General features: G+C 39.2%; 19 protein-coding genes. 11 read left to right on the top strand and 8 right to left on the bottom strand.

Annotated elements, in window-relative coordinates; all coding sequences use genetic code 11:
• Nucleotides 1–50 precede the first annotated feature (50 nt).
• Nucleotides 51–623: a C40 family peptidase gene (locus tag DCO56_RS25565; RefSeq protein ID WP_108636654.1), complete on the bottom strand. Its 573-nt coding sequence runs from the start codon at nucleotides 621–623 to the stop codon at nucleotides 51–53.
• A gap of 266 nt (nucleotides 624–889) precedes the next feature.
• Here DCO56_RS25565 and DCO56_RS25560 point away from each other — a divergent pair, with 266 nt between their 5' ends.
• Entirely contained in the window at nucleotides 890–1,786 is an 897-nt protein-coding gene (locus DCO56_RS25560; RefSeq protein ID WP_108636529.1) for an EamA family transporter, read from the top strand.
• A 166-nt stretch (nucleotides 1,787–1,952) separates the two neighbouring features.
• Here DCO56_RS25560 and mtaB read toward each other — a convergent pair whose 3' ends face one another.
• A complete protein-coding gene (gene mtaB / locus DCO56_RS25555) occupies nucleotides 1,953–3,275 on the bottom strand; it encodes a tRNA (N(6)-L-threonylcarbamoyladenosine(37)-C(2))-methylthiotransferase MtaB (RefSeq protein ID WP_108636528.1) in 1,323 nt (440 codons plus the stop codon).
• 177 nt (nucleotides 3,276–3,452) lie between these two features.
• Here mtaB and DCO56_RS25550 point away from each other — a divergent pair, with 177 nt between their 5' ends.
• From DCO56_RS25550 to DCO56_RS25535, 4 genes are all read left to right on the top strand, one after another.
• Complete coding sequence (locus DCO56_RS25550; RefSeq protein WP_108636527.1) at nucleotides 3,453–4,274, top strand: thymidylate synthase; 822 nt, start codon at nucleotides 3,453–3,455, stop codon at nucleotides 4,272–4,274.
• A 71-nt stretch (nucleotides 4,275–4,345) separates the two neighbouring features.
• Nucleotides 4,346–4,840, top strand: coding sequence for a dihydrofolate reductase (locus DCO56_RS25545; protein WP_108636526.1), 495 nt, complete (start codon nucleotides 4,346–4,348; stop codon nucleotides 4,838–4,840).
• 9 nt (nucleotides 4,841–4,849) lie between these two features.
• Nucleotides 4,850–5,488 (top strand): hypothetical protein, encoded by a 639-nt coding sequence (locus tag DCO56_RS25540; protein WP_108636525.1) that lies wholly within the window; start codon nucleotides 4,850–4,852, stop codon nucleotides 5,486–5,488.
• Nucleotides 5,489–5,612: 124 nt separating this feature from the next.
• On the top strand, nucleotides 5,613–6,821 hold the full coding sequence (locus DCO56_RS25535) for a serine hydrolase (protein WP_245935915.1): 1,209 nt from the start codon (nucleotides 5,613–5,615) through the stop codon (nucleotides 6,819–6,821).
• 37 nt (nucleotides 6,822–6,858) lie between these two features.
• Here DCO56_RS25535 and DCO56_RS25530 read toward each other — a convergent pair whose 3' ends face one another.
• On the bottom strand, nucleotides 6,859–7,335 hold the full coding sequence (locus DCO56_RS25530) for a hypothetical protein (protein ID WP_108636523.1): 477 nt from the start codon (nucleotides 7,333–7,335) through the stop codon (nucleotides 6,859–6,861).
• A gap of 2 nt (nucleotides 7,336–7,337) precedes the next feature.
• Complete coding sequence (locus tag DCO56_RS25525; protein ID WP_108636522.1) at nucleotides 7,338–8,345, bottom strand: D-alanine--D-alanine ligase; 1,008 nt, start codon at nucleotides 8,343–8,345, stop codon at nucleotides 7,338–7,340.
• Between the two features lie 145 nt (nucleotides 8,346–8,490).
• Here DCO56_RS25525 and DCO56_RS25520 point away from each other — a divergent pair, with 145 nt between their 5' ends.
• The 6 genes from DCO56_RS25520 to DCO56_RS25495 all read left to right on the top strand — a co-directional run bounded on the left by DCO56_RS25520 (nucleotide 8,491) and on the right by DCO56_RS25495 (nucleotide 15,082).
• The gene (locus DCO56_RS25520; RefSeq protein WP_108636521.1) at nucleotides 8,491–9,447 is read left to right on the top strand and encodes a PASTA domain-containing protein; all 957 of its coding nucleotides are present in this window, start codon (nucleotides 8,491–8,493) and stop codon (nucleotides 9,445–9,447) included.
• Nucleotides 9,448–9,543: 96 nt separating this feature from the next.
• Nucleotides 9,544–10,584 carry an endolytic transglycosylase MltG gene (mltG, locus tag DCO56_RS25515; protein ID WP_108636520.1) on the top strand — a complete coding sequence of 347 codons (1,041 nt, stop codon included), beginning with the start codon at nucleotides 9,544–9,546 and terminating at the stop codon, nucleotides 10,582–10,584.
• The gene (locus DCO56_RS25510) at nucleotides 10,584–10,991 is read left to right on the top strand and encodes an acyl-CoA thioesterase (RefSeq protein ID WP_104384277.1); all 408 of its coding nucleotides are present in this window, start codon (nucleotides 10,584–10,586) and stop codon (nucleotides 10,989–10,991) included. Before mltG ends, DCO56_RS25510 begins: the two co-directional genes overlap by 1 nt.
• Nucleotide 10,992: 1 nt before the next feature.
• Nucleotides 10,993–11,961, top strand: coding sequence for a YihY/virulence factor BrkB family protein (locus DCO56_RS25505; protein WP_108636519.1), 969 nt, complete (start codon nucleotides 10,993–10,995; stop codon nucleotides 11,959–11,961).
• A gap of 251 nt (nucleotides 11,962–12,212) precedes the next feature.
• Entirely contained in the window at nucleotides 12,213–14,144 is a 1,932-nt protein-coding gene (gene rpsA, locus DCO56_RS25500; protein WP_108636518.1) for a 30S ribosomal protein S1, read from the top strand.
• Between the two features lie 98 nt (nucleotides 14,145–14,242).
• On the top strand, nucleotides 14,243–15,082 hold the full coding sequence (locus DCO56_RS25495) for a sulfurtransferase (protein WP_108636517.1): 840 nt from the start codon (nucleotides 14,243–14,245) through the stop codon (nucleotides 15,080–15,082).
• On the opposite strand, the gene DCO56_RS25490 is transcribed toward DCO56_RS25495, so the two are convergent.
• The 4 genes from DCO56_RS25490 to gyrB form a co-directional block, all read right to left on the bottom strand.
• Nucleotides 15,083–16,984: a RecQ family ATP-dependent DNA helicase gene (locus DCO56_RS25490; RefSeq protein ID WP_108636516.1), complete on the bottom strand. Its 1,902-nt coding sequence runs from the start codon at nucleotides 16,982–16,984 to the stop codon at nucleotides 15,083–15,085. It lies immediately after the preceding gene.
• A complete protein-coding gene (locus DCO56_RS25485; RefSeq protein WP_181390677.1) occupies nucleotides 16,981–19,071 on the bottom strand; it encodes a ComEC/Rec2 family competence protein in 2,091 nt (696 codons plus the stop codon). The genes DCO56_RS25490 and DCO56_RS25485 overlap by 4 nt, the downstream gene beginning before the upstream one ends.
• The gene (locus tag DCO56_RS25480; protein ID WP_108636514.1) at nucleotides 19,068–21,104 is read right to left on the bottom strand and encodes a ComEA family DNA-binding protein; all 2,037 of its coding nucleotides are present in this window, start codon (nucleotides 21,102–21,104) and stop codon (nucleotides 19,068–19,070) included. Before DCO56_RS25480 ends, DCO56_RS25485 begins: the two co-directional genes overlap by 4 nt.
• A 154-nt stretch (nucleotides 21,105–21,258) precedes the next feature.
• Nucleotides 21,259–23,217 carry a DNA topoisomerase (ATP-hydrolyzing) subunit B gene (gene gyrB / locus DCO56_RS25475; RefSeq protein ID WP_108636513.1) on the bottom strand — a complete coding sequence of 653 codons (1,959 nt, stop codon included), beginning with the start codon at nucleotides 23,215–23,217 and terminating at the stop codon, nucleotides 21,259–21,261.
• Between the last annotated feature and the right edge of the window lie 82 nt (nucleotides 23,218–23,299).

Here is a 23,299-nt window from a genome sequence, read left to right as displayed (position 1 = left end):
ATAAAAGTTTATATCAAGATATGACATAAAACCTACATGGATTTTGTCCGTTAGATCTTTGGAGAACCCGCATCCACAAAGGTTTTGGCATACCAGCTATCTGTCAGATCTGATATAATAACTCCCTTGCGCGTGGAGACATGGACGAATTTGTTATTGTGTAAATACACGCCCACATGGTCAATTCCATTTTTGCCAAAAGAGAAAAAAACCAAATCTCCTTCTTCCAATTTTTCAGGCTTTTTTCTTTTCACAATGCCCTCCATATCACGTGATGTTCGTGGCAGGTTGCCTTTATAAACTTCAATGTACAAGAGGTTAACGAACCCCGAACAATCCACGCCATTTTTAGTCTGTCCCCCCATTCGATGTGGTATCCCTATCCAGTCGTCAATAAATGAATAAAGCTGCGGATTTAACTTTTTTGTGTTTACATTCAATAGCGAAGCATAATTATCAAGGCGGGATCCCGAAAAGGTTTTTCCACGTGCCGAACTTGCATCAGTCAACACCGAGCCGCTCGAGGAGTGTGAACGGGATGTAAGTACTTTTTTCTTTGTTGAACAACTGCTCAAGAATAATAGCGCGCTTAAAAAAAAGATAAAATAAGACTTGACAATCATTATGTTCGATTTATTTTCCGGTATAACAAACTTAAATAAATAACCCTTTGTATACAATATTTTCGCTGCTTTCGTAAAAAACAATTTACCCATTCCCTCTTTTTTTAATAAAATGCTCAAAGGACTATTTCCATCCCGTTAATGTGCTCTACCCACTGATCTCCAGTAATGTCTTCAACTCGGTTATCCATTTTCCTTTACAAGAACGTCGGATCAGAAAAAGAATTGTTCAGAAATCGTAACTTTGACCCCTAATTTATTTGCGAATGGAAAAATTAAAAGGTGCGTTAGCTGTCTTTTTAGGTGCGAGCAGTTTTGGAATATTATCAACGTTTGTTAAAAAAGCATATGGCCAAGGGCTTACTTTAGGTGAGGTAACAGGGATTCAGGTATTGTTTGGCATGCTCATACTTTGGCTTATCTTTATTGCCATCAAGTTATTTTCCCGCAAAACCTTTCAATCTTCAACTAAAAAATCTTCATGGATCAAAATTTTAATCAGTGGCACTTCAACAGGCTTAGTAAGTATTTTGTATTACAAATGTGTACAGCTGGTTCCGGCCTCCTTAGCCATTGTCCTACTCATGCAATACATATGGATCGGTGTTGTTATTGAGCTTATCTTTTTCAAGGTAAAACCGTCAAAGAACAACCTAATTGGCATTGGTATTGTCCTGATTGCGACATTGTTGGCAACAGGATTAATTGAGAAAGGATTAAAGGACCTCAACTTAACGGGGCTGTTATTTGGACTTTTGGCAGCTACAGCTTATTCTGTATTCATGATCGTCAATGGCCGTGTAGGCAATGATTACCATCCGATCCAAAAAAGCGCAATTATGGTAACTGGTGCCTGCCTATTAGTTTTCACGTTATTTCCGCCGAACTATTTGTTCAACGGTCAATTTGATACTAATTTCCTGCATTTTGGGTTGATCCTATCTTTATTTGGTACAGTTATCCCTCCCTTGCTGTTTGCCTATGGCTTACCAAAAACAGGTTTCTCGTTGGGAGGAATTTTGAGTTCAGCAGAATTGCCTGTGGCCACCTGCATGTCCTATTTTATCCTTCATGAATCTGTTTCATCTGTGCAGTGGGTCGGTGTTCTTTTGATCCTAGGGACTGTGATCTGGTTAAATGCTGCGAAGAGTAGTACCCATTAATTCAACCTATAGTTTATTTCAAGATATGATTACGCGCATGCCATATGGCTGATTTGATAGAAAATCAAGGATAATCGAAAGCTGTAAATATGGAGCTATACATCAACAAAAAAGGGCAATTTTCTATAAGATCGCCCTTTTTTGTTGATATATAAGTTTTAAAAAACTAGTGTGCCAATGTTTCAGGAACCTCTTCTACCTCTACTTCGCAGGTATCCGTAACTTCCATAAATTTGACTGGCACGACCTCATTGACCAGCAATGGATCATATAAGGTTCTTACTTTGACATAATTTTTGGAAAAACCATGCATATAACCATCTTTTTCATCTGCTTCAAATAAGACATCCCCCTGAGCACCAAGCTGTGTTTCATAAAATGCGCGACGTTTCTTCTCCGAAAGAATATGCAACATCTTGCTTCTATCACTACGTTGCGCTCCGGGTACAGCTCCCTCCATTTGTGCTGCGATGGTATTTTCGCGCTCCGAATAGGTAAATACATGCAGATAGGAAATATCCAGATCGTTCAGAAAATTATAGGTATCTATAAAATCCTCCCGTGTTTCACCCGGAAATCCAACAATCACGTCAACGCCTATGCAACAGTTGGGCATTAACGACTTGATAAATTCTACCCGTTCAGTATATAACTCCCGTTTATATCTCCGGCGCATCAAACCCAGAATTTTGTTGCTTCCAGACTGTAATGGCATATGAAAATGTGGAACAAATCTTTTGGATTGCGCTACAAATTCGATGATATCGTTTGAAAGAAGATTAGGTTCTATAGAAGAAATACGTATCCGATCGATGCCTTCAACCTCATCCAGTGCTTTCACCAAATCCAGAAAGCGATCTTCGCGCTTTCCATCCCTGATACCAAAATCACCGATATTAACTCCTGTCAACACAATCTCTTTTACACCTGAAGCGGCAATTTCTTCAGCCTGTCTGACGATCTCTTCAATCTTTCCCGAACGGCTTCCACCACGCGCTAAGGGAATGGTACAGAATGTACAGGAATAATCGCATCCATCCTGAACTTTTAAAAATGTACGTGTACGATCACCAATGGAATAAGCTGACACAAATTGGTTGGTCTCATCAATAGGCCCATTAAAAACAATTGTTTTTTCCTGCTTGGTCAAATCATTGATATGCTCAATGATGTTAAATTTCTCTGCAGCCCCCAGTACCATATCCACGCCCGGTATCTCCGCAATTTCTCTTGGTTTTAACTGGGCATAACACCCTACAATAGTAATATAGGCATTCGGAGAGTGCTTTAGCGCTTCCTTGACCACTTTTCTACACTTCTTGTCCGCGTTGTCCGTTACAGAACATGTATTGATTACATAAACGTCCGCACGGCTATTAAAAGCGGTGGTATCATAGCCCGCATCCTTAAATAAACGTCCAATGGATGATGTCTCCGAATAATTCAGTTTACACCCAAGTGTATAAAAAGCTACTTTTTTATTCTCCATAATATTTTGCAAAATTACATTTTTTTTCAGTAACCCCTCTTATCATTTTGAGTTTTGACTTTCTCGTTATAAGGATTTTCCTTAGTTTTGACTATCTTGAAAGGATGGACGTGTCAGAAGGTTTAACCTACGTATTCAACGATTCGGGATTAAACGTTTAAAAATTAAAATTTACAGATGAAACAATATTTAGATTTACTCAAACATGTATATACGAATGGTGTTGTAAAGACAGACCGTACCGGAACAGGTACCAAAAGTGTCTTTGGGTATCAGATGCGTTTCAACCTTCAGGAAGGATTCCCTTTAGTAACGACAAAGAAACTGCACCTCAGATCAATTATTCACGAGCTGATCTGGTTTTTGAAAGGCGAAACCAATATTCAGTATTTAAAAGAAAACGGCGTAAGTATTTGGGACGAATGGGCTGATGAACAGGGTAACCTAGGGCCTGTATATGGTTCGCAATGGCGTTCTTGGCCAACACCCGACGGCCGTCACATTGATCAGATCGCGCAGGTTATCAATCAGCTAAAAAATTCACCGGATTCGCGTCGTATCATTGTATCGGCATGGAATGTCGCTGAAATCGAACATATGGCTTTACCTCCCTGCCATGCTTTCTTTCAATTTTATGTCGCTCCGGCACAGCCAGAGAAGGGGATTATGAAGCCGCAGTTGTCCTGTCAGCTTTATCAGCGTAGTGCGGACATTTTTTTAGGTGTACCTTTCAATATCGCATCCTATGCCCTATTAACCATGATGGTGGCCCAAGTCTGTGATATGGAAGCAGCCGAATTTATCCATACATTGGGTGATGCGCATATCTACAGCAATCACTTTGAGCAAACCGAACTTCAATTGAGCCGTGATCCAAAGCCATTGCCACAAATGAAGATAAACCCAGAGGTCAACGATATCTTTGATTTTAAATTCGAAGATTTCGAACTGCTAAATTATGAATCCCATGCGCATATAAAAGCACCGGTTGCGGTCTAGGAAAACCATTAAAAGTTTTCCCACACAACGCACCACCAAGAATTTACACCACGAATTATCACGACACAAAAATGAGTAACCCAACGATCACATTAATCGTAGCTGCATCGGAAAACAATGCAATTGGTATCAATAACCAGATGCCTTGGCATTTACCAAATGACTTTAAATATTTTAAAAGAAATACCGTTGATCACTCTATCCTGATGGGTAGAAAAACCTTTGATGCCATAGGCAAAGCATTACCTGACAGAAGGAATATTGTCATCACACGTAATGCCGATTTTCAGGAGGAAGATATTGATGTTGCCAATAGTATCCAAGAGGCGCTTTTATATTGCCGCGACGAACGTGAGGTATTTATTATTGGCGGTGCAAATATCTATCAACAGGCCTTACCGCTAGCAAACAAAGTGCTTTTGACACGTGTACATACAACGATTCAGGGAGATGCGTTTTTTCCCGAACTATCATCGGAAGAATGGGAACTGATTTCTGCGGAACCACATCAGGCCGATGATAAGCATGCGTTCGACTATACCTTTGAAGTGTATACAAGAAAATAGTTCTATACCATGAATAAACTGAACCTGCAATTAAATAAGATAATGAAGTATCGTATCATGTATGTGATAAGCTTTTTTCTTTTTACTTTGTTGACTTCAACACAAGTATTCGCACAGTTCCTTCCACCAACGACTATACGGACACCTTATGGAAATGTTACTACGCCAGGCTCGTATACCCCTCGGTTCTATTCTTTTAATAATACATACAGTAGTAAATTCACATTTTTTATTGTTTTAAAAAACGACAGTACGCTTGTGGCTAATTCCAAAATAAAATTTCGTTCGCGTGATAAACCCAGCGAAATATCGTGGAAAGAAAACGGTAAAAAATATACAGTGACACCCGATCAAACGAAAGAGATTTATCGCATAGATGTGAAGAGAAATAAGATCAGAGGCATTCCACAAGATAGTTGCTGGTTGTTTTTGATCGATACTGCAAAAATTGATAAAAAAATCAAGCTTTATAGTATGACTTCGGATATATCAAGTCCAACAATCTCTCATTTTAAATTAGATAAAATGAACACGATCTTACCGCTTCAAAAAAGTACTTTAGCGCCTTATGCTCAGGAAAATGAAAAAGCAAAAAAACTGGTATCAAAAAATCAATTGTTAAAAGCAATCGAAGAATTGAACAAATAACAGCATAGAACAAGATCAGATTCAACCACTTAAGTCTGTTCCACTGAATTATAAACATTCAGCAGCTGAAATACAACTTTCTATAAGCATGCACAAATATCTATTGTTAATTTTTATACTAGTCATGTCGGACACCTACGCTCAAAAGATTGACACGATATACCTGGAAAAATTACTTCAGAGTCGCCCTGATCTATTTCAACGAATATTAAATCATCCGACCAAAAACGAGATCCAGATCTTGTACACTCAAATTGATCGCGATCAATCCAATGTCCCGCATTTCAGGTCTTATAGTTATCGGCTAAATCCCAATTGGTATTTCTATCCAGCAAGCACCGTAAAATTACCAACGGCAATCTTAGCATTGGAAAAAATTAATGATTTGCATATTGAAGGATTAACTAGAGATACCCCCTTGCGCATAGATTCTGCTTTTGAAAAGCAAACCAAGGTATCCATAGATGAATCTGCGGCCAACGGGCTGCCATCTATCGCCCAATATGTCAAAAAAATATTATTGACCAGTGACAATGATGCTCAAAATAGATTGTTCGAATTCATTGGCCGTGCCGAATTAAATGCGAAACTCAAAAAATATGGCACAAAATACAGCCGAATTGTCAACCGTCTTGCTATTGGTGACAAGGGAATTTGGGCCAAGCATACCAACCCGTTCACTTTCTATCAGGGCGATCATATCCTCTATCAGCAAAAAGCGCAATTCGACCCCAAGGATTATGATATCAAGTTAGCCAATACTCTGCAGGGGAAGGGCTACATGAATGATAAGGATCAGCTTATCCATGAACCATGGAGCTTTGAAGGTTTAAATGTATATGCGTTGGAGGACCAACAATTGATCCTAAAAAAATTATTATTTCCGGAAGCATTCAAAAGTAAAGATAGATTTAATTTAAAAAAGGAAGATTATAACCTACTCTATGACTACATGTCCCGCTATCCTTTTGAATCGGACTTTCCAAAATATGACCCCGTAGAATTCTGGCCTACTTATAGCAAATTGCTGTTCTATGGCCGTGAAAAAGATACCGTGCTGAATCCTAATATCCGAATTTTTAATAAATATGGCGATTCCTATGGTTATAATATTGATAACGCTTATATTGTAGATTTTGAACATGGCGTTGAATTTCTCCTTGCCGTAGTAGTTCAGTCGAATGAAAACGGTATTTACAACGATGGTATTTACGAATACGAGACCGTCACTTATCCATTTTTGAAAAATATCGGTCAGCTTCTCTACCAAGAAGAGCTAAAACGAACAAAAAAAATCAAACCCGATTTGTCCAGGTTTGATTTCAGAAAATAATAGAAAAACGGCTTTCAGAATCTGAAAGCCGTTTTTTCTATACTGTATATTCTTGCTCCCGATTGATCCAGAGATATTCATTTTTATGCAGCCAAAAATAATACGGAATTAATAACAGCCCTTCGACAGGTATCCTGATTGCACCCGAATGTATAAGGCCATCGAAGATAAGAATGCTATAAAAAATAACACTCACCAGTACATCTATCTTCCCATACCTGATAGCCTTCTCTTTCTCGAACCAAAACATATAAGCCACCACAACTTTAAAAAGCATGGATAGATTGCCCAGCACAGCAATTGGATTTTCGAAATTTACAATTTCAAACCGCCACTGGTACATTCCAATAATAACCGCCTCGCCCTGGACCAAAGACAATACCATTAACAGAATCAAAAAAACAGCATTGATTGTAACTATCCAGCAAAACAGCTTCATCCACCAAGGTAGTAAACTTTTGCGTTGAATCTTGCCAACGGTAAAAGTTTCGGTTTTTTCAAAAAAATCTGTCATCGTTAATGTCGCTGCAAAGCGCTTTCGATCAATTCACCATAAAAGTCGCCTTCTTTCATACCAAAGGCACGCACCTGCTGCGGGATAAAACTCTGTGCTGTCTGCCCGGGAATTGTATTGATCTCGATAAAGTAAAACTTGTCGGTCCCATTTTCCAAAAAGAAATCCACACGCACCATACCTTTACAGTTCAATCTGACATAAATTTCCTTCAGAATACGTGCCGCGCGCTCTCGCTGTTCCACGCTCAGGTCCGCAGGCGTAATTTCCTCCGTCAGACCAGGAACATATTTCGCTTCAAAGTCAAAAAATTCACGTGTCGTACGAACCTCCGTTGCAGGCAATACAACCAATTCTCCCTTTGCATTTCGAAAAATTCCTTCCGAGAATTCACGTCCGGTCACAAACTCCTCAACGATAACCTGTTTTCCTGTATTTTCGGCATCAAAAGCCTTATCAATAGCTTCCTGTAGCTGAGCCGATTCTTTGACCTTTGTCATCCCGATACTGCTTCCCCCAGCATTAGGTTTCACAAAATACGGAAGGGAGAGATTGCTTTCCACGGTGCTGACTGCTTCCGCCCGCTGTGATTCAAATAATAAAACTGATTTGGCCAGATATAATTCAGGAATATCACTTAAAATCGCTTTCGTATAGCCTTTATTCATTGTTAAAGCTGAAGTCAGTGCATCGCATGAAGTATAAGGAATATCCAGCAAATCAAAGTAGCTCTGTAGTCGTCCATCCTCCCCCGGTACACCATGTACCATAATAAAAGCTAGGTCAAAATTTATCGTTTCTCCATGTAGTGGTAATGTAAAGCTCTCGCGCAGAACAGGATGCTGCTGACCGTCTTTATCTGTATAAAACCATGCTCCTTTTGATATGGTAATCGGGTATACATCGTATTTCTCATGATCAAGTTGAGAATAGACAAAAGCGGAACTTTTAAAAGAAACTTCGGCCTCCCCTGTATAACCTCCAGTTATTAATGCTATTTTTGCTTTCATAAATTTTAGCGATTCGAATAGCAAATATAATTTGCTATACACGGAAAAACGAATAATTTTGTGAGGAATAATTTTATTTAATCATTCTGTAAAACTGGCTTCAATATTGCGGTTCCATGCAGAATTCATTTTATCAAACACAGTAATGTCCAAAGTCGTACAATATCTTCAGACGCCCGCGTTCAGAAAAAATCTCATTGCCGCTTTTGTTGCGATAATCTGCCTATTTCTTGCGGTATATGTCGGGCTGAAAATATATACTAAACATGATGAATCCATTGCAGTTCCAAAAATAAAGGGACTTCATATCAACGCAGCCATCCAGGCCTTGGAAGATGCGGGACTTGAATATCAGATTGACTCCGTTTACCAGATGGATGCCAAACCGGGCTTGGTGATCGAACAGGATCCTGAGCAGGGATTTCACGTGAAATCCGGTCGCACAATATACCTAACAATTATCACGCAAGTAGCACCGGAGGTCTCTTTCCCAAATATTAAAGATAAAACTTTGATCGAAGCAACAGCTATTTTGAAAAACCACAATCTTAAAATTGGTGATACCTCCTATGTCGCAGATATCGCCAGAGATATTGTTCTAGATGCTCAATTTGCGGGGCAGTCCATTCGAAATGGGCGCATGATCCCGAAAGGTTCACGAATAGATCTTGTCCTTGGAAATGGCCTTGGAGCAAATGAAGTTGAAATTCCCAATTTGGTCGGACTTCCGCTAAATGAAGCTAAATTTGCGCTTACCGGCGCCGGACTTGGTCTGGGAACGGTGACTTACGATCCAAATGTGACTGATACGACAACAGCCGTGATCAGCGCGCAATCTCCGGGTATAGAGAAGGGATTAACGAGCTTAGGCGCTAAAATAGATGTAACCCTTTCCTTGACGGCACCGACACCTACAACTGGTACGTCCGGAGGAACAACGACACCTAAGCCACAGGGAAATCCTACACCGGCAAATCCTCCTGCGGCGAAACCCGCTGCTCCGGCAAAAACAACAACAAATAATCCTCCTGCCAAAGCGACAAATACAACACCTCCAGCAGGCCAGAAAAAGGAAAATAAAAGTAATAGTTTAGGCTTCTAAAATTATTTTTGAAACCTTTACAAACATTGGATTGTTTGCATAAAAATAATTCGGATGTATGCGAAAGTTTCATTATTGATATAAAAAATCATTCTGATGGAAAATAAAAAAGGAATACCAAGTTGGTTAAAAATTATTGCATTAATTGTCATCGTTATCGGAGGTTATTTTGCATGGACATTTTATAAGGCTTTTTTTGCCTCAAATGTTTCTGGAGAAAAGAAATACCTTTATATTCATGAAGGCGCAACGTACGAGGATGTGCTCAAATCAATTCAAGATTCTAGTCTTCTGGATGATATCGCTTCATTTGAACGTGCAGCCCAATATAAAAAATACGAACAAAGTGTAAAGCCTGGCCGTTACTTATTAACTCCGGGAATGAACAATCGACGTCTGATCGGTAATTTAATAGGTGGTTATCAGGAACCCGTAAAATTCAGGTTTGCTAATGTAAGGCTAAAAGAAAATATGGCGGCCTTGTTAGACAAAAGTTTTGAAGCAGATTCAGCACAATTTATTGCGGTATTGAATGATGAAGCTACCGCTCAAAAATTTGGTTTTACCAAGGAAAATTTAATTTCCATTTTCATTCCAAATACCTACGAAATTTACTGGAACACGAGCCCAGAGAAGGTTATTGCCCGTTTCGATGATGAATGGAAAAAATTCTGGAATACCGATCGTATTGCGAAAGCCAAAGCACTTAACTTAACGCCACAACAGGTCAGCACATTGGCCTCCATTGTCAAAGGCGAGGCATTGCATCAAGACGAAATGCCTATGATTGCCGGTCTCTATTTAAACCGTCTAAAAAAAGGAATGCTTTTACAGGCTGATCCAACGGTGATCTTTGCGAACAATGACTTTACCATCCGAAGAGTCTTAAATAAACATTTAAGAACCGACAACCCATACAATACGTACATCTATAGAGGCTTGCCTCCAGGTCCTATTTCTATTCCAAGTATTGCAGCCATTGATGCGGTCCTAAACTTTAAACAACACGATTATATCTATATGTGTGCAAAGGATGATTTCTCCGGATACCATAATTTTGCGAAGACAGAAGCAGAACATCTGATCAATGCGCGCAAGTTCCAACAAGCTTTAGACGCAAGAAATATCAAAAAATAATGTTTGTATTTGATCATCAGATTCGTGTCCGCTATGCAGAAACAGACCAGATGGGCTATGTCTATTATGGCAATTATGCTGCATTTTATGAGATAGCACGAACGGAAATGCTGAGAAGTACAGGAATATCCTATAAAGAACTGGAAGAAATGGGCGTGATGCTCCCTGTTACAGAGATGAAAACAAAATATCTCAAACCGGGTAAGTATGACGACCTGATAACAATCCGGGTAACGATACGTAAGAAACCGGCAGTCCGTATTATTTTTGAATACGAGCTGTTCAACGAAAGTGGCGAATTACTCAATCAAGGCGAAACAACATTGGTATTTGTCAATATGGAAAAAAACAAACCATGCATGCCCCCACAGATCTTTCTGGATAAGATGAGTAAATACTTTAACTGATATGGGGAAATTCCACCAATGGTTATTAAATTTTGAACCTTATTTTAGATTAATCGAATGGAGTAAACGGGTAGTTTTGCCCGGATTCGGTTCACTTCCACTTTATACAGTGGCGGTATTTTTCTTTCAGGAACTCTCCAGAGATTCAATCGTAAGCAAGGCTTCATCATTGTCATATAGCTTCCTGTTGGCCATATTTCCCGGTATCATCTTTCTATTTACGTTAATTCCTTATATTCCGATCAACAATTTTCAGGAACAATTACTGGACTTCCTAGCGGTTGTTATTCCCAAAAACGCATTCCTCGTAGTCGAAACCACCCTAGAAGATATTATCAAGAACCAAAATGGGGGGCTCTTATCTTTCGGTTTTCTGTTCGCCGCTTATTTTGCGACAAATGGCATGGCCTCCTTAATGAATGCCTTCAATAAAGCATCTTTAATGACGGAGAAAAGACCTTGGTTGAGGAAAAGGCTCATTGCGCTTACACTGGCATTTCTAATCATCTTTGCCCTTACTGTAGGCATGACCATATTCACGATTGCCGGGGTGACAATCGACTATCTAAAGGAAACAACAGGTATTAAATCCAGTATGTGGGCGACACTATTAAAGCTGGCGCGATGGATCATTATTTTTGCTATCTATTTTTTCACTGTAAGCTGTATCTATAAGTTTGGTCCCTCTACCTCAAACAGATGGAAGTTATTTAGTCCAGGTGCTTCCATGGCTACCATATTGGCCATTTTAACTTTTTCGATTTTTACATTCTACATTAATCATTTTGGTGCCTACAACAAATTATACGGTTCTATAGGCACCCTGATTGTGATCATGCTATGGATTTACCTGAATACGCTGATCTTATTGTTGGGCTATGAACTAAATGCGGCCATTGCATTGTCTAAGCAAACCATTGTGATCGCCAAACCCCGGATCTTCAATTCCTTTAAGAAAGACAGTGAATAATCTTCAAAAAATCTAAAAAGACAGCATCCTTATAAAGAAGAAGTTATATTGCCATTGAGACATAAAGTCCTCCTATTCTGATGAATGAAAGGTATTCACATGAAGCTCCTAATACCAAATTGCCTATAACCTTCCTGACTTGGGTATAACTGAAAGTCTTTCAATAAAATAAGAAAAATAAAATTTTGCATTAAAAGTTTTTTTGTACCTTTGCAACTCCTACAACGTAGGAAAAAGGAGAAAATTAATTAATGGCAAAAAAACAAGAAGCAGAAAAAGAATTAGCAGCGAAAAACGCAGAGCTACAAGGTGCTGACACTAAAGTAGTGAAAGACACTGAAAAAATTGAATCAGAAGCTGATTCAAACTTAATCGACGAAATCAAATCAAACACTTGGATCACACCAGAAGGTGAATTTGACTGGGATGCAAATGACAAAGGTTTCGGAAATTATAGCGAAGCTGAACGCGCTAAACTTGAAGCACAATACGCAGATACTTTCAACCAAGTTAACCAAGGTGAAATTATTGAAGGTACTGTCGTTTCTATCAACAACAAAGACGTTGTCTTAAATGTTGGTTTCAAATCTGACGGTTTAGTTTCTTTATCCGAATTCCGTGACTTACCAGAATTAAAAATTGGTGACAAAGTTGACGTATTCGTAGAATCTCAAGAAGATGCTAACGGTCAATTAGTACTTTCTCGTAAACGTGCTAAAACTCAAAAATCTTGGGAAGCTATCAATGAAGCATTGGAAAATGATGCAATCATTACTGGTTTCGTTAAGAGCCGTACTAAAGGTGGTCTTATCGTTGACATCAAAGGTGTTGAAGCATTCTTACCTGGATCTCAAATCGATATCAAACCTATCCGTGACTACGATGTATATGTGGGTAAAACAATGGAATTCAAAGTTGTTAAAATCAACCACGAATTCAAAAACGTTGTCGTATCACACAAAGTATTAATTGAAAACGACTTAGAAAACCAAAAATCTGAGATCGTTGCTAAATTAGAAAAAGGTCAAGTATTAGAAGGAACTGTTAAAAATATCACTGACTTCGGTGTATTCATCGACTTAGGTGGTGTTGACGGTTTGTTGCATATCACAGATATCTCTTGGGGTCGTATCGAGCATCCAAAAGAAGTTTTGGCGCTTGATCAAACAATTAACGTTGTTGTATTAGACTTTGATGATGAGAAAAAACGTATTGCTTTAGGATTGAAACAATTATCTGAGCATCCTTGGGAATCTTTAGATACAGCGTTAGAAGTTGGTTCTAAAGTTAAAGGTAAAATCGTAACAGTTGCTGATTACGGTGCTTTCTTAGAAATCATCCCGGGTGTTGAAGGTTTGATCCACGTTTCTGAAATGTCTTGGTCTCAAAACCTACGTTCTCCACAAGAGTTCTTAAAAGTTGGTGACGAGATCGAAGCACAAATCTTAACATTAGATCGCGATGAGCGTAAAATGAGCTTGGGTATCAAACAATTGACTCCAGATCCTTGGAAAAACATTACTGAGCGTTACCCTGTAGGTTCTAAACAAACAGCTGTTGTTAAAAACATGACTAACTTCGGTGTATTTGTTGAGTTAGAAGAAGGTATCGACGGTTTGATCCACATCTCTGATTTATCTTGGTCTAAAAAAATCAACCACCCTAACGAATTCACTAAAGTTGGTGAAACATTAGATGTAGTTGTTTTAGAATTAGATGAAGAAAACCGCAAGTTATCTTTAGGTCACAAACAATTGGAAGAAAACCCTTGGGATACTTTCGAGACCATCTTCACTGAAGGTTCTATCCACGAAGGTACTGTGATCAAAGTTGGTGACAAAGGTGATATCGTAGCTTTACAATATGGTGTTGAAGGTTTCTGCCCTTCTAAACACTCTGTTAAAGAAGACGGTTCTTCATTGAAAGTTGATGAAGTTACTTCATTCAAAATCATCGAGTTCAACAAAGAGAACAAACGTTTGGTAATTTCTCACTCTCGTATCTGGGAAGAAGAGAAAGAAGAAGCTCGCAAAGAAGAGTCTAACAACCGTAAAAAAGACGCTAAAGCTGAGTCTTCAGCTGTTAAAAAAGTAAAAGATTCTGTTGAAAAATCTACTTTAGGCGACTTAGACGTATTAGCTCAATTGAAAGAGCAAATGGAAAATGATAAAAACGCTAAGTAATTAGTATTTTCGATCCATAAAAAGAGGCTGTTCCAAAAGAACAGCCTCTTTGTTTTTATAGGTTTGCTTTGTAATTTTGTATCCATAAGATCATTGTTATGTTATTCAAATCAGCCTTAATCAGTGCATCCGAACTTCAGGATGTATTGATCCAAAATGGAAATGTAATCCTACTAGACTGTACCATAGATAAAGTCGGTCAATCATCGAAAGATGCAAAGCTAGAACTGCTTCCAAATTCTTTGTTTTTTGATATCGAGGGAAAGTTTTCCGACCACGCGTCGAAATTGCCACATACCTTAGTCTCTGAACAGGTCTTTGAAAAAGAAGTTCAAGCTCTGGGCATTGATCAAAATAGTACAGTCGTATTATATGACAGATGGGGAATCTATTCAAGTCCACGTGCGTGGTGGATGTTTAAGGTAATGGGATTTGATCGGGTGTACATTTTAAATGGTGGAGTTCCTGCATGGAAAAAAAACAAATATAAACTCGCGGACAGTTATAAACAACAGGACAAAGGCGGAAATTTTAAAGCTCATTTTCAGAAAAATCTATATGCCGACAAGGACTATATTTTAGCGCATTATAGAGCTGCCAATGTCGCTATTTTTGATGCCAGAAGTAAAGGAAGATTTAGCGGTTTAGTACCAGAACCAAGAAAAGGACTTAATGGTGGTCATATCCCCCATTCCAAAAACTTACCTTTTGAAGAATTGCTCAAAGATATCTATTATAAACCAACTGACGAACTCAAGCAGCAATTTGATCAATTTAAAACGACAGGTAATGAATATATATTCTCCTGCGGCTCGGGTGTAACCGCTTCTATACTTGCCTTTGCATCCTATATTTCAGGCCATACCAATATCCGGGTATACGATGGCTCATGGTCTGAATGGGGCAGAGAAGAACTCAACCTTCCGATTGAAAAATAATCAAAATAAGGTATTCCAGGAATAGAGATTTTCCTCCAGACGAATTACTTCGGCGTCAAGCAGATCACGGATAATCTCTATTCTTCTTTTTTCGGTTCCGAGAGTTAAACTTTCAACCAGATCATGCAGTCTCTTTGGTGCTGCCAACAAGCTGCTCTTGATCTCTTCCTTGATTTGCGCTCGCTGATTTTCCTTGTGTAAACGTATTAAACATAAATCACATACCTGACAAAAGCCGGCATTCTTCTCTCCAAAATAAAGTAGTAGTGACTGACTACGACAATGCGCTTTTTCAATATAATCTATCATTCCATTAACCTCCCCCTCTTTCACCCGGTGACGGTCGCGAATAAATATATGGTCGATATACAGATGCTTATAATCAACACGATTTTGTAAAAATGTCAGCTGTGGTGAATCGGTAGAAGGCAGATAACTCGCAATCTCCAATGCTTCAAGTGATTTTAAAAGCTCGACGACACGACCGTACGGAATACCAAGCTTATTGGCGAACTCGTATTCATTAATCAAGATATAATTTTCGAAGACACCGCCATAGGTTCGTAAAATCGCTTTAATTAATTTATCATATTTCGCATATTGTACCTGGATTTTATACAATTCCGTACTGTCAATTTCAAATTTGAAGCGGGAAGGTATCGTCACTGCTTCTGACAATGTTAGCCATCCATCACGTTCCAGAAATTTCATGGCATTCATGACAGGTATCAGTGGCAATTGGTATTTCTTTGCAAATGTGACTACATCAAAATCCAGCGTAAGCCCCTCACCTGCTCCATAAGGCACCTGAAAATGATTACATAGATAGTGATAAGTTTGCTGGATGAAAGGTATATCGGGAAAACTAGCCTGCAAGGTGTCAACAAGCTTTTTTTTATCATTCTCCTGATACAGAATAACAGGATATGCTTTTTTCCCATCCCGACCCGCCCTACCGGCTTCCTGATAATAAGCTTCCAACGAATCCGGCAGATCCAGGTGAATAACAAAACGAACATCTGGCTTATCAATGCCCATTCCAAACGCATTTGTGGCAACGATAACACGAATAGCATTAGTCATCCATGCGTCTTGCTTTTGATCGCGTTCCTGTCCTGAGAGCCCTGCATGATAGTAATCTGATGCTATTCCATTATTGATCAGAATACGTGCTATTTCCTGCGTTTCCCGTCGATTCCGGACGTATACGATACCCGATCCCCCCAATTTATGAATAATACGCACCATCCGTCCCATTTTGTCCTCTTCTTCGATAGCCATATAGGCCAAATTATCTCGAAGAAAGCTTTTGACAAAGACATTTTCTTTCGGAAAATTTAACTTTTGCTGGATGTCAGTGATCACTCGTTCGGTCGCGGTTGCAGTCAGTGCCAAAAACGGGATTTTTGGATGAAGCTCTTTTAGTTTTGCCAGCTCCAGGTATGGCGGTCTAAAATCATAGCCCCATTGCGAAATACAATGCGCTTCGTCTATAGCAAATAGATTAACGTTCATAAATCGGATCCGCTCCCGGACAAGATCACTGTACAAACGTTCGGGCGAAAGGTAAAGAAACTTTATTTTCCCATAAACACAATTGTCCAGGGTAATATCCACCTCTCTCTTTTTCATCCCCGAATAAATGGCAACGGCTTGAATACCATTTTTCCGCAAATGTGCTACCTGATCTTTCATAAGGGCAATCAGCGGTGTCACGACAATGCAGATTCCCTCCATCATCAAAGCTGGCACCTGAAAACAAATGGATTTTCCTCCTCCTGTTGGCAGTAAAGCGAGTGTATCTTTACCCGAAATAACCGATTGAATAATTTCTTCCTGCAATGGCCGAAATGATTCAAAGCCCCAATATTGCCTTAAGATTGATATGCTATCTAAAGTCATAAGCTCTCCTTATCCCAAACATACGCAAAATTATCTTTTATGAGATAACTCTTCATCCCCAAACTATCTAATATAGTTCGTGCCTGTAACGATTTTTTCAAGGAATTGGATCCATCCAAAATCACCTCTCTAGGTAAAATTTTGTTTACTGCAGCTGGTAGCTTTTGAATAGCATTCTTTCTGACAACCAATAATTCCGCAGAGGGTAATTCGTTGCTGAAATATTCCATCACAACGATTTTTCCGAATGGAAGTTCGACCAGATAATTATTCCTTACACTTTTACTTTTTAATGGAATAAATCGAACGTTTCCTTCGGATGCCCATACACGGATTTCCCGACCACAGGCATATTGCAGCGCTTTGTGATTTAGCGAATCAAAAGTGCTATAAATAATAGCCTGTTGATTTTTAAAATAGGCTATTGTCAGCTCATTTCTTGTATTATATATCCGGAATCGCTCTGTATTTTCATCTATTATCTGTTGGATGATCGTTATAAATACAATCCCCGCGACACAAAGAAACCCAAGATAGCAATACTTTCTGTCTTTCCATTGATAGGCATATAACAAAGAAAAAACAGCAGCATACGAAAGAAAAAGAAGATTACCGTCAATGATATCAATTTGAATTGTTGAAAATGCCAAACGGTCGATGGCCTTCAGGCTATAGAGTATACATGCGATGAAATTCTCCAAAAGAAAACCAAACAACTCATTCAACCAATCAATGGGGTTGATCGTCATTAAAAAGCCCAGATACATCGTGACGGTTGAAGGAAGGCCAACGAGTAGATTAGCCAATAAGAAATAAGTCGGAAACTGTCCAAAATAATAAAGTGTCAATGGCGTCGTTAACACCTGCGCAGCGATTGAAATACCAACTGTATCTCTCAAAAAACGTATGAAAGGATTTTTTACAATAACGATCTTCTCAAAGATCGGCAAAAATAACAGCATGCCCAATACGGCAAGAAAGGAAAGTTGATATCCTACATTTGTAATCGCACGGGGATCACAGAGCAGAATAATAGATGCCGCAGCAACTAAGGCATTTAAAGTCGAACTATTTCGTTTAAAATGCCGTGCACATAGGACAAAACTTATCATAATGGCAGCCCGGACGATAGGTGGATCTAAACCAGCAATAAAAGCATAGATCCAAATAATAGAAAAAGTAATAACAACAGGTACCCAGTTCAATCTTAGTGGCCAAGGGATATACCTAAACACGAGTGATAGAAACCCGAAAAGTACCGCTACATGCATTCCAGAAACACTAAGTACATGTATGGTTCCCGTGTTTGTAAATGCCTTTATGTTTGCTTCGTCTATTTCGCCTCGAAAACCATACAGTAAAGCTGCTGCAATAGAATAATATTCCTCATTCTTACAATAGCGCCTTAATTTTTTCAGAAAGCTTTCGCGTGTCCGCAAAGCCAGAACCATGACGTCCGGAAAATGTGAGTCTTCTCTTTCAATCCGTATATAATTACTTGGATGCAAAAAAATTTGATGATAGATAGCTGATCCTTTTAAATATTCCCTGTAGTCAAATTCAAACGGATTGAAAGGAGGAGGCACCGCCGACATGGTCCCTTTCAACCACAACCGATCGGCGTACCGCAATGGCCTTTTCGTTGTAGCCTTCAATGAAATCATCAGCTTACCCGTTGTGGCCATGAAACTATCCTGCATATAACCACCTAATACTTCAACCGAGAATCTCGTGGTTTCTGATTTAGTGCTGGGTTCCTGTACAATTTCGACGACATAACTGTCCAGCTGAAAATGCGAAAAATGGTTTTCCATATAAAGCGGGTCACTACGCCAAAATTGCCAGATGCCAAATAACAGGACGAGTATATAATATCCTATAAGATAGCAGTATTTAAACAACCCACCCTTAAATAGGAAGCAACATAGGATGATACCCGATAATAAAATCAAGCTATCTTGCAGGTATTGAAAGCTGGAGAACGAAAACTTCAGCGTTGGGGCGGCAAATAAACCGACAACGTAAATAGTAGCAATCTTTAGTAAAGGAACTCGTTCCAGCTTTTGGTAAAAACTCAATTCAGTCATAATTGCCATCTTAATTGTACCTTGATTTCGGACTTTCGATTTCCGATGATCTCATCCAACGCCGTTCCTATTCTCTCATTGTCAGGATAATAATAGATTCCATACTTTGTCCATATATCGAGATGACGGTTTATTCGATATCGTAAATTAAGATATGTACGCCAGCCTCTCATATTATACATGCCAAATCCCGAAGCATATAAGACATCATTCTCATAAGCATAAATCCGATTATCATACGTGTCTGTTTGAAAATAAGCTAAGCGCGAATTCAATTGTATCTTTCCCATATCAGGTTTCCAGAAGATATCCTGATAAAACATATAACCTAAGCTATTATCTTCATATTCCTTCTGAAACAAATTACCTTCTGCCCGGTACCGAATTGTCCAGATACGGTTTAGCTTATATTGAAATTCTAGTCTCAGCTGTTGTTTTGAGCTATTTACCAATCCTGATTCCGTCTGCCCCATCCCCATATAGTTAGTTTGCTTTAACCGATTTCGATACCTTAAACTAAGCTGCCCTTTCTTATACCAGATATAACTAAACTGGCTAAAGAAGTCTGCTCCCAGAGAACTACTGTCAGCCTGATATTTAGCTTCGGGAAATCGGAACACATCGATATAATTGGACCAAACTAATTTTCTTCCCAATTGGTATACAAGCCCTAGATAGATTCCCTCTTCATTGGCCGTGTTACTCGATTCTCCAAACCCCTGTCCGTAAAAAGTATGGTAGTTTTTCTTATAGTCCCGAACAAGGACTACGGTGGATAAACGTGGGTGCAAACTAGCGATTGCTCCCATTAACAGGGCGGATCCTCCATCTACACTACTGGCATATTCTCCAAACAGATGCACATTACGAAAGGTATAATTTGTGTAAAGGCTGATATTCTGCAGCACATCTCCTTCGAAATCATATTGCTGTCTTTTGCTCGTGCCCTTGACTTTGACAACATCCAATTGAGATTGATTAAAATTTATTCCAGCCTTAAAACGATTGTGCCGCCATAAAACATTCAGTCCGTAGGTCATTTGATGAGCTGCATTTCGATAACGCTGTTCCGTTGGGGTTCGATGTAGTCCTGTTTTCGCAATCGTCTTAATTACCCGGGATTCAATATTGTCTTCAACATTGCCGTCAATGGCCCGATAGGAAAAATACGGGGTGATCTCAAAGCGATCTAAGCGGAATGTTCCTGTTATTCCCCGCATAAAATCAACCTCATTCAACGAGGTATATTGTTTTACCCCCATACCCTGCCGTGCAGTATTCTGCACTAGTCCGCCTTTACCAAAGCTCAAGCCATTCCACATGCCAAGTCCCTGGCCGAACTGCAATGCGTAGTCTCCGATGACAAGATTTCGGACCGGACCGATGGCTTTAATATATAGACTTAATCCATAGAAATCAAATCCCAGTTTTTGTTCACCGTAAAAAATTGGTTCGCCGGCATCTTTCTCCATATTAATTGCCAAACGAATTTTATCTTTTAGATTCGCCCGGTATCGGATAGTATATCGGTTGCGATCGCCAAGATATCGGGATTTCGTTGTATCTGTAATTTGGTACCCTTTTGGCTTTTCCAGGATCCGTCCATAACGCAGCATAAATTCATGCGAAAAATCTTTGAATTTACTTCCCGTAAATGGACTGGTTTCACCAACTTTAATAAAAGGCAGCAGTAAGTTGAGGATCTTCGCATCGAAACCATCAATAGACTGGAGTTCCAGGACGTTAATAAAATCACCGGAAACCTGACGATGATTGATCAGACGCTGCAATAGCAGCGGATCTATAAATTGTAATTCGATTAATTCTGTCCCGTCAGTCTTATTGAGGTCAATCGGATGTTTTAGATAGTAGGACCATTTTTCACTTAATTCGCTTACATCGGCATCTTCGGGTAATTCTTCCGATAAGCTTTCAAATAACTCTTCAAGGTTGATTTTTTCATTTGTTTGCGCCATACAGGTTATTCCAATAAAATAACCTATAAAGAGCAAAATCTTGCTACAATATTTCATAATAGGTTTTATTTAATATTGGCTATCTGTTGGCTGATAAACATTTACCCCGGCAGATAAATGATTCATCAGTATGAAGTTATAAAATAAATTGAAATAAAAAAAGGCCTGATGAAAATTTCATCAGACCTCTTATTTTTTTATAAAATTGGTATTAGATATCAATTTTTGCGTAACGTGCATTTTTTTCGATAAACTCACGGCGAGGTGCTACTTCATCCCCCATTAACATCGAGAAAATACGGTCACATTCAGCTGCATTTTCAATTGTTACTTGACGTAAAGTACGCGTATCAGGATTCATTGTCGTATCCCAAAGTTGCTCTGCATTCATCTCACCAAGACCTTTATAGCGCTGTACATGTACACTATCCTCTTTACCTGTTCCTTTCAAGCGTTGTATGGCGTTGATACGTTGGTCTTCATTCCAGGCATATTCATGTTCTTTACCTTTCTTCACAAGATACAAAGGCGGAGTCGCAATGTATACATATCCTCTTTCGATCAATTCTTTCATATATCTAAAATAGAATGTCAGAATCAAAGTTGTAATGTGGGAACCATCCACATCGGCATCGGTCATGATAATGATACGGTGGTAACGCAATTTCTCCAGATTCAACGCTTTTGCATCTTCAGCTGTGCCCACACTTACTCCCAAAGCGGTAAACATATTTTTGATTTCTTCGTTCTCATAGATCTTATGTTCCATTGCTTTTTCCACATTCAGGATCTTACCCCGTAGCGGCATAATGGCCTGATGTTTACGATCGCGTCCAGATTTGGCTGTACCACCCGCGGAATCCCCCTCGACAAAGTAAATTTCACATTTTGTTGGGTCATTATCTTGACAATCCGCTAATTTTCCGGGAAGTCCAGAGCCGCCCATAACCGTTTTGCGTTGTACTAAGTCACGTGCTTTACGTGCTGCTGCACGCGCTTGAGCTGCAATGACGACTTTTTGAACAATCGCTTTGGCTTCACGTGGATTTTCTTCCAAATAAACACCTAGAATTTCGCCAACAGCCACATCTACGGCCCCCATTACCTCGGAGTTCCCTAATTTAGTTTTCGTCTGTCCTTCAAATTGAGGTTCGGCAACTTTAACAGAAATTACAGCTGTCAAACCTTCACGGAAATCATCACCTGTAATTTCGACTTTCAAGTTTTTAAGTAAACCTGACTTATCCGCATACGCTTTTAAGGTACGTGTCAAACCTCTACGAAAACCTGCTACGTGTGAACCTCCTTCGATCGTATTGATATTATTCACATAAGAATGTACGTTCTCAGAATAGGTATCGTTATATTGTAATGCCAGCTCTACAGGAATACCTTGTTTAATTCCTTCGACATAGATAGGTTCAGGAATCAATGCCTGACGTGTACCATCCAAGAATTTAACAAATTCCTTCAGGCCGCCTTCAGAATGAAAAGTTTCTTTCTTTTCTGAACCGTCTTCATTCGTTTCACGCTCATCCTCTAACGTTAAGCTAACGCCTTTGTTTAGGAATGCGAGCTCGCGAAGGCGATTGGCCAAGGTATCGTAATTATATACCGTGGTTTGTGTAAATATTGTTGCATCCGGATGGAATGTTACAATTGTACCCGTCTTATCCGAAACCCCAACTTCTTTAACATCGTATAAAGGCTTACCGATTTGATACTCCTGTTGGTATATTTTTCCATCGCGGTGTACCTCAGCTTTCAAAAGTGTTGACAATGCGTTCACACAAGATACCCCCACACCATGTAGACCACCAGAGACCTTGTAGGTATCTTTGTCAAACTTACCTCCAGCATGTAATACCGTCATCACGAGCTCCAACGCTGATTTATTCTCTTTTTTGTTGATTCCAGTAGGGATACCACGACCGTTATCCCGAACAGAAATTGAATTGTCTTTATGGATGGTAACAAAGATATCTGTACAGTACCCTGCTACAGCTTCGTCGATTGAATTGTCTACAACCTCGTATACCAAGTGGTGTAATCCTTTTACACCGGTATCACCAATATACATGGATGGACGCTTACGAACCGCCTCTAAACCCTCTAATACCTGAATATTATCGGCCGAGTAGGTGGATGCATTTTTCTTTTCTTCGCTCATTGAAAAACTGTTAAATGTAATATTCAAAAATACGAAATTTTGGCCGATTTATCAAGTCTGCGGTGAAGTATTAAGCCGATAA

The sequence above is a fragment of the Sphingobacterium athyrii genome, from assembly GCF_003071065.1.
GTDB classification, from domain to species: domain Bacteria; phylum Bacteroidota; class Bacteroidia; order Sphingobacteriales; family Sphingobacteriaceae; genus Sphingobacterium; species Sphingobacterium athyrii.
Note: the sequence above shows the minus strand (reverse complement) of the source record. Positions and strands in the feature narration are given on the sequence as shown.